The sequence below is a fragment of the Sulfitobacter geojensis genome (genome assembly GCF_000622325.1).
In the GTDB taxonomy this organism is placed as follows: domain Bacteria; phylum Pseudomonadota; class Alphaproteobacteria; order Rhodobacterales; family Rhodobacteraceae; genus Sulfitobacter; species Sulfitobacter geojensis.
In genome coordinates this window covers 1-15,154 of record NZ_JASE01000002.1, presented here as the reverse complement: position 1 = coordinate 15,154, position 15,154 = coordinate 1, and the positions used below count along the sequence as shown (strand labels likewise).

At 53.0% G+C, this 15,154-nt stretch carries 14 protein-coding genes and 2 pseudogenes; 12 read left to right on the top strand and 4 right to left on the bottom strand.

The window, feature by feature from the left end; translation table 11 throughout:
* Positions 1-35: 35 nt before the first annotated feature.
* The 8 genes and pseudogenes from Z947_RS21995 (at position 36) to Z947_RS21695 (ending at position 7,355) form a co-directional block, all read left to right on the top strand.
* Positions 36-1,274: an NAD(P)/FAD-dependent oxidoreductase gene (locus Z947_RS21995; protein WP_025042344.1), complete on the top strand. Its 1,239-nt coding sequence runs from the start codon at positions 36-38 to the stop codon at positions 1,272-1,274.
* Positions 1,275-1,344: 70 nt separating this feature from the next.
* Entirely contained in the window at positions 1,345-1,695 is a 351-nt protein-coding gene (locus Z947_RS0100390) for a non-heme iron oxygenase ferredoxin subunit (RefSeq protein ID WP_025042343.1), read from the top strand.
* 108 nt (positions 1,696-1,803) lie between these two features.
* Positions 1,804-2,892 carry an amidohydrolase family protein gene (locus Z947_RS0100385; RefSeq protein ID WP_205623818.1) on the top strand — a complete coding sequence of 363 codons (1,089 nt, stop codon included), beginning with the start codon at positions 1,804-1,806 and terminating at the stop codon, positions 2,890-2,892.
* The gene (locus Z947_RS0100380) at positions 2,885-3,994 is read left to right on the top strand and encodes an amidohydrolase family protein (protein ID WP_025042341.1); all 1,110 of its coding nucleotides are present in this window, start codon (positions 2,885-2,887) and stop codon (positions 3,992-3,994) included. The genes Z947_RS0100385 and Z947_RS0100380 overlap by 8 nt, the downstream gene beginning before the upstream one ends.
* A 1-nt stretch (position 3,995) precedes the next feature.
* On the top strand, positions 3,996-4,406 hold the full coding sequence (locus Z947_RS0100375) for a Rieske (2Fe-2S) protein (RefSeq protein ID WP_025042340.1): 411 nt from the start codon (positions 3,996-3,998) through the stop codon (positions 4,404-4,406).
* A gap of 183 nt (positions 4,407-4,589) precedes the next feature.
* Positions 4,590-5,516 carry a LysR family transcriptional regulator gene (locus Z947_RS0100370; protein ID WP_025042339.1) on the top strand — a complete coding sequence of 309 codons (927 nt, stop codon included), beginning with the start codon at positions 4,590-4,592 and terminating at the stop codon, positions 5,514-5,516.
* A gap of 271 nt (positions 5,517-5,787) precedes the next feature.
* Positions 5,788-6,438: pseudogene (locus Z947_RS20615) on the top strand (IS6 family transposase).
* Between the two features lie 221 nt (positions 6,439-6,659).
* Positions 6,660-7,355, top strand: coding sequence for a hypothetical protein (locus Z947_RS21695; RefSeq protein ID WP_025042336.1), 696 nt, complete (start codon positions 6,660-6,662; stop codon positions 7,353-7,355).
* 221 nt (positions 7,356-7,576) lie between these two features.
* Here Z947_RS21695 and Z947_RS0100340 read toward each other — a convergent pair whose 3' ends face one another.
* Together Z947_RS0100340 and Z947_RS0100335 are read right to left on the bottom strand one after the other, a co-directional pair.
* Positions 7,577-7,957 carry a VOC family protein gene (locus tag Z947_RS0100340; protein WP_025042335.1) on the bottom strand — a complete coding sequence of 127 codons (381 nt, stop codon included), beginning with the start codon at positions 7,955-7,957 and terminating at the stop codon, positions 7,577-7,579.
* Positions 7,958-8,015: 58 nt separating this feature from the next.
* Positions 8,016-8,396, bottom strand: coding sequence for a nuclear transport factor 2 family protein (locus Z947_RS0100335; RefSeq protein ID WP_025042334.1), 381 nt, complete (start codon positions 8,394-8,396; stop codon positions 8,016-8,018).
* A gap of 99 nt (positions 8,397-8,495) precedes the next feature.
* Between Z947_RS0100335 and ftrA the strand changes: the two genes are divergently transcribed.
* Positions 8,496-9,485, top strand: a complete 990-nt coding sequence (ftrA, locus tag Z947_RS0100330; protein ID WP_025042333.1) for a transcriptional regulator FtrA — start codon at positions 8,496-8,498, stop codon at positions 9,483-9,485.
* A 351-nt stretch (positions 9,486-9,836) separates the two neighbouring features.
* Here ftrA and Z947_RS0100325 read toward each other — a convergent pair whose 3' ends face one another.
* A complete protein-coding gene (locus Z947_RS0100325) occupies positions 9,837-10,055 on the bottom strand; it encodes a hypothetical protein (protein WP_025042332.1) in 219 nt (72 codons plus the stop codon).
* A 172-nt stretch (positions 10,056-10,227) separates the two neighbouring features.
* On the opposite strand from Z947_RS0100325, the gene Z947_RS0100320 reads away from it, so the two are divergent.
* On the top strand, positions 10,228-11,247 hold the full coding sequence (locus Z947_RS0100320) for a tyrosine-type recombinase/integrase (RefSeq protein ID WP_025042331.1): 1,020 nt from the start codon (positions 10,228-10,230) through the stop codon (positions 11,245-11,247).
* A gap of 324 nt (positions 11,248-11,571) precedes the next feature.
* Here Z947_RS0100320 and Z947_RS21330 read toward each other — a convergent pair whose 3' ends face one another.
* Positions 11,572-12,135 (bottom strand): methyltransferase family protein, encoded by a 564-nt coding sequence (locus tag Z947_RS21330; RefSeq protein ID WP_025042330.1) that lies wholly within the window; start codon positions 12,133-12,135, stop codon positions 11,572-11,574.
* 321 nt (positions 12,136-12,456) lie between these two features.
* Here Z947_RS21330 and istA point away from each other — a divergent pair.
* Positions 12,457-14,026 (top strand): annotated as a pseudogene (gene istA / locus Z947_RS20595) (IS21 family transposase).
* Positions 14,016-14,807 (top strand): IS21-like element helper ATPase IstB, encoded by a 792-nt coding sequence (istB, locus tag Z947_RS0100305; protein ID WP_025042329.1) that lies wholly within the window; start codon positions 14,016-14,018, stop codon positions 14,805-14,807. Before istA ends, istB begins: the two are co-directional and overlap by 11 nt.
* Positions 14,808-15,154 lie beyond the last annotated feature (347 nt).

Below are 15,154 nucleotides of genomic sequence, written 5' to 3'. Positions count from 1 at the left end.
TGTATTGTGCTTGAGCAGTATTTAGGAAAAGATGCATGCCGAGCCGAGTTTTAATCATTGGGGCGGGGCTCGCCGGCCATAGAGCTGCCGTCGAACTGCGCAAACGCGACCAGCACATATCGATCACCTTGCTGGGGGCCGAAGCGACCCTTCCATATGACCGCCCGCCGTTGACCAAGGATTTCCTGAGCGGAAACTGTGGACAAGCGGATTTGATATTAGATCAGGCTGCTGATTTTTCAGTGTTGAACATTGACTATCATTCCGGAACAACAGTGACCGAAATCGACCGGACCGGAAAAACAATTGCCACTTCAACCGGCGAAAAAATGGCGTATGACAAGTTGCTATTGGCAATGGGTTCCAGAAACCGGACAGTTGAAGTCGCGGGCGATGCGTCCGCGCTGCACTCTATCAGGGACATCGAAAGTGCAGTTCAATTACGGAAGGCATTGAAGCCCGGTGCCAAAGTAATCGTCATTGGGGGCGGGTTTATCGGTCTCGAAGTTGCCGCAGTCGCGCGAACACTGGGCTGTGATGTAACTGTAGTCGAGGCAGGGCCACGCCTGATGGCTCGCGCAGCGCCAAGTCAGATCAGTGCGTTCGTTCAGGGGATGCATGAAGCAAAAGGTGTGCGGTTTATCTTTAACATAAATATTAAGTCGATAACGCGCTCATTTGACGGTCGTTCAATCCTTCAGCTGGCCGATCGGGCAATCGGTGGTGATGTCCTCGTTGCTGGAATTGGTATTCAGCCCAATGTGGAACTGGCGCAACAAGCTGGACTGGACGTACAAAACGGTATCGTGGTTGATCGGCATTGCCGGACGTCAGATGTTGATATTTTCGCTGCGGGCGAAGTGACCGCACATCCCAGTGGTCGGGCGGACCAACTACGTCGCGTCGAATCCTGGCGCACAGCCAGTTTGCAACCCCTTGTTGCGGCCGATTGCATATTGGGCGGAGCTGCCTGTTTTGACGACCCTCCGTGGTTCTGGTCGGATCAATACGATGTCAACATTCAGAGCATCGGCGACCCTTTAGGCGGGACAAAATTGCTGAGACATCCCGCACCGAAGGGGGAGGGTTGGACGTTGATTGCCGTGGATGAACAAAGACAGCCAGTTGGTGCTGTGTCGATCAATCTTGGTCGGGATATTTCTCGGCTGAGGCAGGTTATCACTTCGCAGCAGGAGCTTCCAGAAGAAATGTGGGAAAAATCGAGCCCCGTGTTGTCAGAAGAACCTGATTTTGTTGAGGTAAATTCAGAATGACTAATGAACCTCAATGGATTTCGTGCGTTAAATTGTTCCAGTGCCAAACCACGCAACGGAGGAATGAAAATTGAATACAAAAAATGGGCGGTGGGTCCAGATTCTGGACGTCTCGGAGATCGATGACACAAACATGGTTGGTTTCGAGATAGACGACCGTCAGATAGCAATTTACCGGATTGAAGACAGCTATTTTGCGACCGCAAATGTTTGCACGCACGCTTTTGCACTGCTGTCGGATGGATGGCTGGATGGTGATACTGTCGAATGTCCGCTTCATGGTGCCTGTTTCAATGTCTGCACCGGCAAGGCCATGAGCGATCCGGCAGAGATAGATTTGGAAGTTTTCGAGACCCGTGTAACTGACAACATCGTCGAAATTTTCCTGCCCGAAGAGGCACACAGAATGGCCGATACGTAGTTGCAATAACGCAATTTTCAAGATGCGGAATACATGTTCCGTCGCTGCGCAATCGCCCAACAACCAGACAAGGCCAATCATCTGGCCATAAACTAAAAGGATCGCTGCATGCCTAAGGATATGGAATCATTTCTTTCTGGATCGGTAGACTGTGATGTTCATGCTGTGGTGCCGAGCATCGATGCGCTCTTGCCGTATTTTGAACCGCGGTGGCGCGATATGATATTACAGCGTGGCATTCCCAGTGCGGAATCCAATACTTATCCATCGCGGTCTCCGCTGACGGCTAATCCCAAATGGCACGCACCGATGGAGCCATTTCACGCGATCCCTGCAGATCAGCTGGTCGTGCAGGCGTTGGATGCTAACGGTACTGATTTGGCCATCTGCAACTGTTTGTATGGTGTTCAGATGCTCAACAGTGAGGACATGGGGCAGGCGTTCGCCCGCGCTGTGAACGATTGGTTGGTTGCCGAATGGCTGGACGCCCAACCGCGTTTGCGCGCGTCGATCGTTGTCCCTATGCAAAACCCCGATATGTGTGTAGAAGAAATCGAACGCTGCGCGTGCGATCAACGCTTTGTTCAGATTCTCATGCTGGGATTGGGCGAAATGCCGTTGGGCAAACGCTATTACTGGCCTATTTACGAGGCCGCCGAAAAAGCCGGTCTGCCCATCGCAATCCATGCTGGCAGCATGTACCGGCATCCGGTGACCGGTGTCGGCTGGCCGACCTTCCATGTACAGGAATACGCGGCGCAATCCGTGTCGATGCAGACCTCGCTTACAAGTTTGATCTGCGAAGGGGTGTTCCAGAAATTCCCCGATCTTAAGGTCGTCCTTACCGAATCCGGTTTCACTTGGTTACCGGCTTATCTGTGGCGACTCGATAAATACTGGCACGGTCTACGGATGGAAGTTCCGTGGCTAAACGTCCCCCCAACCGAAATCGTGCGCAGCAACGTGCGCTTTACGCTGCAACCTGTCGATGCACCGCCACAGAAAGAACAGATGGTAAAGCTGTTTGAACATATCGGATGTGATGATCTGATCCTGTTTTCGACCGACTATCCACATTGGCAATATGATGAGGACCCGATCCCTGCCGGCATGTCGAAAGAGATGATCCGCAAGATCAAGATAGACAATCCTCAAACGACCTATGCACGCCTTGCGAAAGGAGATAACAATGGTTAAAATTCGTGAAAAACGCACGCCAACCCTTGTTATGAAACAGGCAAGGCAAGCTGTTTTTGATTGCGATATCCATCCCGCCCCCCGGTCGATGGAAAAGGATATCTTTCCCCATCTCAGCAAGCGTTGGATTGACCATCTGTCTACATACGGATCACCGCTGCGTTCGGGTTTCCAGACCGGAAACAACTATCCCAAGGGGCAACCGCAAGCATCTCGCCGGGATTCCTTTCTTCCTGACGGGGGGTTCCCCGGAAGTGACCTCGACTTTATGCGTAAGCAACATCTCGACCCGAATAACGTGGAACTGGGGGTTATGTTGCCCCTGCGCATAGGCCTGGGGCTTCAGAACCAAGAACTGGCCGCAGCGCTTTGCTATGCCTTGAATGAATGGCAACAGATTGAATGGACGTCGAAAGAACCTCGCCTGAAAGGCTCCGTGGTTCTGCCATATGAAGATCCGAAGGCCAGCGTCAAGGAGATCGAGCGTTGTGCGGGGAACCCGGCCTTTGTGCAGGTCGAGGTCCTGAGCCGCTGCGCCGAACCTTTGGGCAATCGTAAATACTGGCCGATCTTTGAGGCCGCGCAAGCCGCCGGCCTGCCGTTCGCTGTGCATGCCTTCGGTTACGGCGGTTGGCCGGTGACGGCCGGTGGGTGGCCTTCGTACTATATGGAAGACATGGTTGCCCATTCCCAATCCATGCAATCGCTGGTGGCAAGTATGATCTTTGAGGGCGTGTTCGAAAAATTCCCGGGAACAAAGCTGGTTCTGGTTGAAGGGGGACTGGCTTGGCTGCCAACCTTGGCGTGGCGGTTGGATCGGTTGTGGTCACGACTGCGTAGCGAGGTTCCGGACGTCAAAAAACCTCCGTCCGAATATGTTCGCGAACATATCTGGGTCACGAGCCAACCGATCGAAGAACCAAAGCAACGCAACCAGATTGCCGATGTAATTGACTGGATCGGCTGGGACAGGGTTCTGTTTGCTTCGGACTACCCGCATTGGGACTTCGATGATCCTGCGCATGTCTTGCCGTTGCAGCTTACGAAAGAAAAAAAGCAGGGCTTTTATATCGACAACGCCAAAAAGCTTTACGGGGTCTGAGATGCCAAGAGTTGTTGTTGCAAAAACCGCAGACATTCCGTTGAATGGCCAGAAACTTGTGTCGGCGCGAGGGCGTCCGATTGTCATCTATAACCTCGATGGTGAATGGTTTGCGATGTCGAACAAGTGCCCGCATCAAGGCGGAGACCTGTGCCAAGGGCGGCGGGTCGGGCTCTTAGAATCCGAACGCCCAGGCGAATACAGATACTCACGCCAAAACGAGATTGTCAGGTGTCCGTGGCACGGTTGGGAATTCGACATTCGCACAGGAGAATCCATCTGCGAACCCGATACTATAAAAGTGCGCCGCTATAGTGTTAATTCCGAAAAAGCTTCGGAATTAGAGGAAGGCTTGACCGTTGAGACATTCGAGGTGTCGGTTGAGGATGAATTGCTAGTTCTGATCATGTGACAGGCTTGGCATGCCTTCGCAATCACAGTGCCAACATAGTCACCCTTGGGTAAGGGCTGAGATGTGATGCGCAATCAAAAAGATGGAGAACCCCATGCTTGGATACCGCCCAACGGGTGTAGAGATGATAGCAGGGCAGCTATGCCGCGCGAATGGCCAATGTTCTTAAAGAAATATTGAATCATGGACATTCGCAGCCTTCGGTACTTTCTTGCGATTGCTGACTCACCGTCTCTGTCGGTCGCGTCGACGGTATTGGGCGTCGCGCAACCTTCATTGTCGCAGAACGTTCACAAGATGGAAGAGGAATTGGGCGTTAAGCTACTGAGCCGCTCGCCTCGCGGTATCAAGCTTACGGAAGAAGGTCAGGTCCTTGAGGCCCACGCCAAGCAGATATGCCTCGGCCTCGAGACCTGTATCAAGGACATTCAGGAACTTGGCACTAACGTTCGCGGCACTGTCGCCTTTGGTATGCCGCCCTCCTCGTCGATGGTCCTGTCTGTACCGCTGGTCGAAACCATCCAGTTGGAATACCCTGAGATCCGGCTCAAGGTGATCGAAGCGATTAGCGGATATTTCAAGCCTTGGCTAGTCGATGGGACGGTAGAACTAGCGCTCATTTACGATCTTAAAGACGTCGAGAAGTTCCCCGGAACGCATGTCATCGACGAAGAGCTTTTCTTCTATTCAGCACCAGACGCTTGGCCTTTTGACAGTTCACCAGACCAACCGATTTCGTTTCGCGAGTTAGGTAAGGTGGACATGATCCTGCCGACAAACGGTCTGCGAGACACTATCCGCCGCTATGAAGAAGAGCAGAACGCGCCGCTGAATGTGATCATCGAAATGGATGCGATGCGCCAGATTATCGAACTTGTCACACGGGGGTCAGGATATGCGATCTTTGCGCCGTCTGCGACCCAGAAACAGGTGGAACGCGGTGAATTGCTGCAGACAAGAATTGTTGATCCGGTTTTGACCCGTTCCGTGCATCTGGTAAGGCACCCGGATCATGTGCCAAGCCGCGCCTGCCGAACCGTTGAGGACATAACCCTCTACATTATGCGCGAGTTGATTCAGCGAGGTTTGTGGCTGGGTCAGGTCGTGTGAACTCAAGTTTATGGGTGCGAAAGCACGACGCGATCAAGATTTTCGTAGTATGGCCTATGCTTCCTTACCGAAGGAGAGAGGTGGTCGCAGAATTTCAGGCCTGTTGTTAGATTCCAGGCCCATTAATCGGCTTGAGCCTGTCAGGCCTGAATGATTCATCCTCCCCAAACTGAGCGGGTTTGAACAATCTTTGTTGGCTGATCGAAGATCAAATGGCAAGGCTCCAGCTGGATTCTGCCGCAAATATTGTGAGACTTAAAAGTCAGCAACCATTGGATGCAGTTACGCTGTGTTTTTCTATGTACGCTATGCGGTTTCCTACCGGGATCTTGAAGAGATCATGGCCGAACGCGGCTTTGATGTTGACCATGCTACGCCGAACCGCTGGGTGGTGAAGTTCGCACCGCTGATCGCCAGGACGGCTCACAGGCGCAAGTGCTCGACGGCGAATTCCTGGCGAATGGACGAAACTTAAATCAAGGTAAAAGGGGAGTGGATGTATCTCTACCGTGCCGTCGATCGCGACGGCCAAACCCTTGATTTCATGCTATCCCTACGCCGAAACACAGCTGCAGCACGGCAGTTTTTCAAACGCGCGATTAAGGTGAACGGCGTCCCGGATCGCATCGTCATTGACAAGAGTGGGGCCAATCTGGCCGAGCTCCAAGCCGTAAATGTAATTCGGAAATTCGGCGGCGATGGACAACAGATCGGCATCGTCTAGACGAAGTATCTGAACAATATCATCGAGCAGGATCATCGCTTCATCAAGCGCATCACATGCCCAATGCTAGGCTTCAAGGCCTTTCATTCGGCGGCCGCGACACTGGCCGGGATCGAGACCGCGCATATGATCCGAAAGGGACAAATCACAGCTTCTGGAACAACCGGATTTCAGAAATTCGCTGCGCTCGCAGGGTAAGTGTGTCCGGAGTACTGGCGTTCCACGGCATCTCAATATTTTGCGACAGAATCTTCTAGCCAGTGTCAGGTTTTTTTGAACCCAATGCATCTACTAGTGGCGAATGCCGGAGTGATATTCCATTCCAATATTACATAAACTTCATTATGCGGCTTTATATTTTCATTGCAAAAGTATATTATCGTATATATGCTGAACTCCTGTCACGGAGGCTCCTCAGCATGCGCCATATACTCACTAAGCTCCTCCCCTCGCTCGCAGTCGCTTTGACCGTGACAGGTTCTTCGTTACCCATACCCGCCCGCGCGCAAACATACCCAATCGATTGCGCGATCCTCCTGTGCCTGTCTGGCGGCTGGCCTGCTTCCGTCCCTTGCGCCCGAGCCCGCGCCGAATTCATCCGGCGAATTACGCCTTGGCCGGTGGAACCGCCGCTGCAAGTCTGGCGCTGTCCCATGGGTGCCTCCTATGAGAGCGACCAGCTATCAAACAACGCTGACCGCAGCTTTGAAGCCTTGTACCGGACCAACAACCGCAGACCACTCCAATCTTTGCCAGTCGACGATCTCATTCCCAGCGACCGGGTCCGCCGCCTCATTCAGGACCGCGCGGACATCGATATCAGTGGGCCAGAGTTCAATTTCGTACGATCCATCCGTGTCTTTGATGTTCGTTACGCGCGGCAATACGAAGCAGGAAGCGAAGGAGACTGCGAACGCTACGCCACTGTAGTCCTCGGCACTTATGGAACCCAAGGCGATTTCTCATGGCAGCGATCTTCCATAACTGCCCTGCCCGAGGCCCATGTGGGACTTGAACGTTGGGGCCAGAATTGCCCGGGTATCTATCACCGATCTGTCTTCGTCGATTGGCGTGACTATGATGGCAACTACGACTTCGAACAGGTGAACTACTAGCGCTGGCAAAGACAGCTTTGCCATCATGCTGCGAGAATTTGAGCGTGCTGAGTTGCTCAAATACCGGCTCTTCGCTGCTTTCGGAGCGCATGTCCGGAGAGCGGACAAAACGTGCATTGGCGCGAAATTTCCGAATGACTGCTTTTACAAGAGCCAACTCAGTAAGTAATCGCGGGCAACCCAACGGACTGCCTGCGAATGTTTCTGTTTGTTTGTTAGTTCTATTTCATTGAGTTGAAACCAATCATGTTGCCCTCAGTATCCTGACACAGAAGAACCCACCCGAAGTTACCGATTGAAAACTTGGGCCTAACAACACTGCCGCCGGCCTCGACAACACGTTCTTGTTGAAGCGCACAATCTTCGACCAAGAAATACACAATTGTCCCGCCAACGCCTGGGCCTGCATGTGGGGCCTTGGTTAACGCACCGCCCGCGCCGTAAGCGCTCATTTCGGCAGGAAAGCTCATCATCTGGCTTTCGCCAGTGAGGTCGCCCATCGGTTCCAGCTTGGACCCAAGCATCGTCTCGTAGAAGGCGACCGCCCGGTTTAGATCGTTAACGAATATGTCGAACCAGCCGACTGCATTTGGATTGGTCATGTGATGTTCCTTTTTGAGATTGATTTTCTGTTTTCGTTTTGGTGTAAAAGTGAGCCCTTCAGGCTGCGTCAACAGTCCTTTCGAGGTGCCAGATTTTCGAAACAATCTGCCAGCCGTCTGCGCCTTTCACGAAACCAAGGTGATCGACAAACACGCTTTGATGCGCGCGAATGCGAATTTTGGCCGTGGCGCTGATCGCAGAAAGATGATCAATCATCAGCACTTCAGCCTCACGTGGCTGCCCAGTGCTTGCAGGCGACACGCGGTTCGACACATCGCGGCTGAAACTTTCGATCGGTTCAACGAATACAGCGCCATTGTCAGCGTCAAACAAACTGGACTGTGGGTGAAAGACCGTATTCAGCTTTACTGTGTCACATTCGTGGATGGCGTCGAAATACATCTCGATGGCGGCAAGTAGATCAGTTTGGAGTGTCATGGTTTGGCCCTTGGTTTCGTGTTGATGACTTAGACTTGCCACCAAACGAAAAATCGCGATACTGGCAAAATAGACAACATACGGTCGGATTCCGCCAACATGACAAAACTTGACTCGACCCCGCAAAAACACCCACTGGTCTGTGCCATTGCCTATGATGGTTTGTGCACATTTGAGTTTGGCATTGCTGTTGAGCTTTTTGCGCTGCCGCGACCAGAGTTTGACAACTGGTACCGGTTCGCGACGGTAAAGGCAGAGCCGGGCCCCATTCGGGCGCTTGGGGGTATCACGTTAGATGCACAGGATAATCTTGATGGTTTGCAAGACGCGAGCCTAATCATCGTGCCGGGATGGCGCGGGGCGGACACGCCGGTCCCAGAGGCCCTGTGCGCCGCATTGCGCACCGCGTATGACAAGGGTGCACGCGTAGCCTCTATCTGTTCAGGTGTCTTTGTCTTGGCGGCTGCTGGTTTACTGAATGGCAGGTGTGCGACGACACATTGGCGCTATACTGATAAACTGGCGACACGTTACCCTGAGATATCTGTCGATCCAGATGTCCTTTTCGTTGAAGGCGATCGTGTTTATACCTCAGCCGGTTCCGCTGCAGGGCTTGATTTGGGATTGCATATCATTCGGCAAGACTACGGCGCACAGGTGGCCGCATCGGTTGCAAGGCGGCTCGTCTTACCTGCTCAAAGAGATGGCGGGCAGCGCCAATTCGTTCCCCGTCCGGAACCCAAAGCACGGACTGGGTCAAGTTTGTCGGCACTTCAAGACCGTATCCGTGCGTCAATTGACGAAAACTGGTCGATCGAACGTATGGCAGATGCCGCCGCCACGAGTGGCCGCACTTTGGCGCGGCGGTTTCACGAGGAAACCGGAACAACACCGTTGAACTGGCTCAAAGTAGAGCGGGTGTCCCGTGCAGCAGAGTTGCTTGAGAATGGGTCTATTCCACTATCGGATGTCTGGGACGTTTGTGGTTTTGGTTCCGCAGAAACGTTTCGCCGCGAATTCCGAAAGACCATGGGTGTTCCACCGGTGCGTTACAGAGAGCGTCTGGGCGCCGTGAGCGTTGAGGCCTAACAAGCTGCGCCAAAAAAAAGGCTATTCGTGCCACCTGCAGCATTTGTTACTATTGGGCTCGAAGGAGACTTTCACTGCACCCGTCCCCAAAGTCGGCTTTGCGGGACAAAACAGACCTTGACGTCCGCGCGACCAACGACCGCATTTTCAAATGCCGCACCGGCAGCGAAAGCACCAAGGGCGGGTTCCGGACTTTCGCGGCTCGATGCGAAGTATAGGCTCACGGCACGAGAAAGCAGACATTTGGAAGCGCATAAAACTCTTAACTGCGTTGAACGGCAGCAAAAAGCCCAATGAGCGGACATTACCGCAGGGTAGGTCAGCGCCCCCGCAACAGCCAGTGTCTCGCTGCTACCGATTGTTTGGCGAAACGGGGCGAGCAAATAAATACAAGTTAGTTGCACCAATCTGGTCGATAGTCTGCTCTGCAACCTCCACAGCTTTACTGGGGGTCTCGAAAGTCACCGGCCAAGTGATCGTCGTCATCTCATCAGTTGTTATTTCAAGCTTCCATTTTGCATCAGATCCAGAGCGGATGATTTCGATTGCAAGCCAAGTATCCCGACCCATTTATGAACTCCTCTGCAGATATTGCTGTTCAGATTGCCCTTGCGACCTGCTTTCGCAGGCTTTGAGGCGGTCGATATCTTCTGTCCATCCTCAATTCGGCGTGACCCTCATCAACTGTGGTAGGTAGGAAAGGTTAACAAACCGTTAATGCAAAGAGTTCGGGAGGTCGCAGATGAAACTGGTTTTTGATCGAGAAATTGAGCGTGCTGAGATGCTAACCACACTCGCCAACACCGCACCTAATAGGCGCGAACAACTCATTGATGAGTATCGCAGGAGATCGGAAGCTGCATTTGCGCCCGAAACCTTAAGAAATTATAAGATGGTCATTCGGCGATTTACAGCATGGTGCAGGCAAAACGGATGGTCGCCGGACCCGCCGATTGCCCCAAGTGTTTTGGCCTGCTGGGTGGACGACATGGGTGGTAAACTCGCATCAAACTCAATACAAACACGCCTGTGGGCCATAGCAGAATTGCACCGTTCTCATTTCCTTCCTTCTCCCACTAGGCATCGAATGGTCGACCTTGCGTTAAAAGGTGTGAAGCGGAAATACGGGGCTTATACCCGTCAAGCACCACCACTCGGTAAAAAGGAAGTTCTTCAAGCCATAGACCGCCTCGGAAATTCCCGCCAAAACATCCGAGACAAGGCAGTGCTATGGGTGGCGACAGATAGCTGGTGCAGGGCGTCCGAGATTGTTGCTTTTCGGGTGAAAGACCTGATCAGGCAAGATGACGACACTAGTATTTTGTTTGTGCGCCGATCAAAGACAGACCCCTATGGGCAAGGCGAGTACGCGTTTCTATCACGTCGCGGAACTAGCGCTGTGTTGCACTGGATCGAACTCGCAAAGTTACAATCGGAGGAGCCTTTGCTAACGAAATCGCAATGCGGCGCGAAACGGGGTGCGTTACATACAAGCACGATTTCCCGGATTATGAAAAAATGCACTGGAAGAAACGACGTGTCAGCACACAGCACCCGAGTGGGTGGGGTGCATGATGCTTTCCGGATCGGATGTGACTTGTCGTCAATCATGGTTGCGGGCCGCTGGAAGTCGCCAGAAATGCCAGCTCGATATGGAAGACGCATCCGGGCTAGTCACTCTGCAGCCGCCGAAGTCTCTCGTGCTTTTGAACACGAGGATGAAAAGGCGACGACTGGCGATCAGCAGCAAGCCGAGTCGTGATATACGACCGAAGACAGCCTTAGGCCCATATTACCTATCAGGCCGAGTAGAAATAGGCTCGTCAACGTGACGTTCTGCAATTGTACGCAAACCTTCCAAGCTACCGGCTGCATCTTTTATGGCTTTTCTGAGCTTTTGATCATGGCCTAAGCAGAATTTCCGGCCCTTGGTTCCCTCACCGCACCCACAAAGGCAATTATTGTCCGTTGTGGGTTTCTCCCGCTATGATTTATTGCTTGAGTAGGCTTATTGGAGCCATGTTCAGCAAGGACCGCTTTGCGGACGCTGCGCCGCATCCGATGGCGGCAGTGAGCCCAAACGGCATCAAAAGAACCTTCGGACTGTATTGCAGAATTCGGTAAATGGTTCGCCATATTCCTCAAGTAGCCAACGTTCTTCGAGAAAAATGGCAACCAGATAGAGCAACGCCCAGAAACACAGCGTTGCAACTATGAAAGGCGTAGGTACAAGAAGCGCCCACCCTGCAAGCCCAAACCATGTGGCGATGTAAATCGGGTTGCGTGAATATGCGAATATTCCGTCTGTCCTTAAGCCTTCTTTTGACCCAAAAGCATTTGACCATCCGAGCGCACCAGTTGCCCAAAAGGCGATGATAAATCCACACAAAAGCAACATGATAGCGACAATGGTTACTGACGTAGAAGGTTGCAGGCCATCTTGCCAAAGATAGATGAGGGAAGCGATAACCAATCCATAAACCACAATCCGAAAAAGCGTCATGAACAGTGTTTTTTTCCACGGTTCGTTTTTTGGTGGTGGCCAAAACTTGAAGGATGGGTTTGCCAGCTCCAGAGTGGCAAAAGTCAACAAGATCAGGCTCGAAATACAGGCCAAAATTGACAGTGTGAGAGCAAGATAAACTACCATAAGATAACTCTAGACGATGGCATCAAACTAGCAACAACATGACGCTATTTCAGCGTTGCTTTGTCCGCTCTACTGACCTTTACCCTCCCCAAAATGCTGCAGAGTGGTCGAATGGCCGGTCTGGCTAAGCTGCGCGGCAGCGCATTACCTTTGGTCAAAGTCGGCTCTGGGCCGTCAGCGCCCGCAAACCGGCGAGCTAAGGCAAGGGTGTTGAATGTCATTGAGAACTGACCCGGTAGCCCCATAAATTGTCACTGAGAATTGACCCATGTGAACACATGGCCCTGACGTTTTTGTTCAGGGAGATTTGGAGTGATCGACATGGGATTTTTGAGTGTCATTCGACGCTGGGCATTGCGTGATAAAATGCCGATACGAGAGATTGCGCGGCGCACTGGGCTGTCTCGTAACACCATCCGGAAATACCTGCGTGAAGGCGCCGCCGAACCAACGTTCAAGACGCCATCGCGGCCAAGCAAATTGGATCCTTACGCGGATCGGCTGTCTGCATGGCTTTTGGCGCAGACGCGTAAGTCGCGTAAAGAGCGCCGGACCGTGAAGCTGATGCATGAGGACTTGGTCAAGCTCGGGTACGATGGATCTTATGAGCGTGTGGCGGCTTTTGCCCGCGCATGGCGCGCTGATCGGCACCGGGTGGAACAAACGACAGGGCGCGGGACGTTTGTGCCGTTGGTGTTCCAGCCCGGCGAGGCGTTCCAGTTCGATTGGAGCGAAGACTGGGCTACGATTGGTGGCGAACGCGTCAAACTGCAAGTTGCGCACACCAAGCTGTCGCATAGCCGTGCGTTCATTGTCCGTGCCTACCCTTTGCAAACGCATGAGATGTTGTTCGACGCGCACTGGCATGCCTTCCGCGTGTTTGGCGGTGTTCCGGGGCGTGGGGTCTATGATAATATGAAGACGGCCGTGGATCGTGTTGGCCGTGGCAAGCAGCGCGATGTCAACGCACGCTTCCAATCCATGGCCAGCCATTACGTCTTTGAGCCTGAGTTCTGCAATCCAGCAGCGGGCTGGGAGAAAGGTCAGGTCGAGAAGAACCCTCTCGTGACATTGCTACGCAATGCACTGCCGGGCAATGGTCCGCGATGCCCGGAACCGGCTGTGGCAGGTCATGCCTGTCTTCAAGGATCTGGAAGAGTTGAACCAGTGGCTTGAGGATCGTTGCGTTGCGCTCTGGTCAGAGACGGCGCACCGGGAATTACCAGGTTCAATCGCCGATGCCTGGGAAGCTGAGAAGTCTGTGCTGATGGTTCTCCCACCCGCCTTTGACGGGTTTGTCGAACACAGCAAGCGCGTGTCACCAACATGCCTGATCACCTTCGAACGCAACCGGTACAGCGTGCCTGCCAGTTTTGCGAACCGGCCTGTCAGCCTTCGTGTTTACCCAGAACGGTTGGTCATTGTTGCAGAGGGACAAACTGTCTGCACCCATGATCGGATCATAGAACGCTCTCACCGCAAACCTGGCAGGGTCATCTATGACTGGCGTCATTATCTGGCGGTCATTCAACGTAAACCGGGCGCATTACGTAATGGTGCGCCGTTTACAGAGATGCCTGATATCTTCTGTCGGCTACAAAACCACATGCTGCGTAAGCCAGGCGGTGACCGGGAAATGGTCGATATCCTGTCCCTTGTTTTACACCACGACGAAAGCGCCGTTCTGCGAGCCGTCGAACTGGCGCTAGAAGCTGGGGTGCCAACCAAGACGCATATCCTGAACCTGTTGCACAGGCTGATCGATCCCAAGCAGACAGATCATCCGAAGATCGACCCACCAGATGCCCTCGCCTTGGAAACCGCCCCAAAGGCAAATGTGGATCGCTATGATGACCTGAGACAGGCGGGGGAGAAGCGCAATGCGTCATGATCCAGCAGGGGCTTCTATTATCATCATGCTGCGCAGTCTAAAGCTGCACGGCATGGCACATGCGGTCGATGATTTGGTTGCACAAGGTGCGCCCGCGTTTGAGGCAGCCACACCCATGTTGTCTCAACTGCTCAAGGCGGAAATGGCAGAACGTGAGGTGCGTTCAATTGCTTATCATACGAAGGTTGCACGCTTCCCGTCATACAAAGACCTCGCTGGGTTCGATTTTGCATCAAGCGACATCAACGAAGCCACAGTCCGGCAATTACATCGCGGCGAGTTCATAGAGAACGCAGAAAACGTCGTTCTGATTGGCGGACCTGGCACCGGCAAAAGCCATGTCGCCACAGCTATCGGCGTGCAGGCGATCGAGCATCATCGACGCAAGGTGCGCTTCTACTCCACCGTCGAATTGGTCAATGCATTGGAGCAGGAAAAGGCTCTTGGAAAGGCTGGGAAATTGGCTGAGATGCTCACAAAGATCGACTTGGTCATCCTTGATGAACTCGGCTATCTGCCGTTCAGTCCGTCCGGCGGCGCACTGCTGTTCCACCTTCTGAGCAAACTCTATGAGCGAACCAGCGTCGTCATCACGACCAACCTCAGCTTCAGTGAATGGGCGCAGGTCTTCGGTGACGCAAAGATGACAACAGCGCTGCTCGACCGCCTCACACATCGCTGCCACATCCTCGAAACAGGCAACGACAGCTACCGCTTCAAAGCCAGTTCAGAGGCAGCAAAGAAAACAACAAAGGAGACGCCAACATTGACCAAAACCTAACTGCTGATAAACAATAAAGGCGGGTCAAATCTCGGTGACAATACCGGGTCAGTTCTCAATGACATTCAACAGCAAGGGGGCATGCCGCGCCGCCGCAGGTCTGCAGTGAGCCCATTGTGTGAATTTAACTTTTATGCTGCACGTGCTCACAGCGTGAAGAATGCGGTATGAGCGAAAACTGAATGCCGCTGCGCAGCGCAAGAAGCGGCCATTCCCCCAAGTCGCGATTTGGATCGGGCTGACATTATTCTGGGGTGAAGGTGCACACCCCGTTCGGGATGCAGTAAAAGTCAGGTCAGTGCGTATAGCGTGACCTGCACCGCTTGTTGAAACCGAGCGCCGACACC

What these genes read in the sequence shown, in the direction of transcription:
- Z947_RS0100325 (WP_025042332.1), bottom strand. Translation starts at nt 10,055, where the DNA reads ATGGGTCGGGATACTTGGCTTGCAATCGAAATCATCCGCTCTGGATCT.
- istB (WP_025042329.1), top strand. Translation starts at nt 14,016, where the DNA reads ATGCGTCATGATCCAGCAGGGGCTTCTATTATCATCATGCTGCGCAGT.
- Z947_RS0100335 (WP_025042334.1), bottom strand. Translation starts at nt 8,396, where the DNA reads ATGACACTCCAAACTGATCTACTTGCCGCCATCGAGATGTATTTCGAC.
- Z947_RS21695 (WP_025042336.1), top strand. Translation starts at nt 6,660, where the DNA reads ATGCGCCATATACTCACTAAGCTCCTCCCCTCGCTCGCAGTCGCTTTG.
- Z947_RS0100370 (WP_025042339.1), top strand. Translation starts at nt 4,590, where the DNA reads ATGGACATTCGCAGCCTTCGGTACTTTCTTGCGATTGCTGACTCACCG.
- Z947_RS21330 (WP_025042330.1), bottom strand. Translation starts at nt 12,135, where the DNA reads ATGGTAGTTTATCTTGCTCTCACACTGTCAATTTTGGCCTGTATTTCG.
- Z947_RS0100340 (WP_025042335.1), bottom strand. Translation starts at nt 7,957, where the DNA reads ATGACCAATCCAAATGCAGTCGGCTGGTTCGACATATTCGTTAACGAT.
- Z947_RS0100375 (WP_025042340.1), top strand. Translation starts at nt 3,996, where the DNA reads ATGCCAAGAGTTGTTGTTGCAAAAACCGCAGACATTCCGTTGAATGGC.
- ftrA (WP_025042333.1), top strand. Translation starts at nt 8,496, where the DNA reads ATGACAAAACTTGACTCGACCCCGCAAAAACACCCACTGGTCTGTGCC.
- Z947_RS0100320 (WP_025042331.1), top strand. Translation starts at nt 10,228, where the DNA reads ATGAAACTGGTTTTTGATCGAGAAATTGAGCGTGCTGAGATGCTAACC.
- Z947_RS21995 (WP_025042344.1), top strand. Translation starts at nt 36, where the DNA reads ATGCCGAGCCGAGTTTTAATCATTGGGGCGGGGCTCGCCGGCCATAGA.
- Z947_RS0100380 (WP_025042341.1), top strand. Translation starts at nt 2,885, where the DNA reads ATGGTTAAAATTCGTGAAAAACGCACGCCAACCCTTGTTATGAAACAG.
- Z947_RS0100385 (WP_205623818.1), top strand. Translation starts at nt 1,804, where the DNA reads ATGCCTAAGGATATGGAATCATTTCTTTCTGGATCGGTAGACTGTGAT.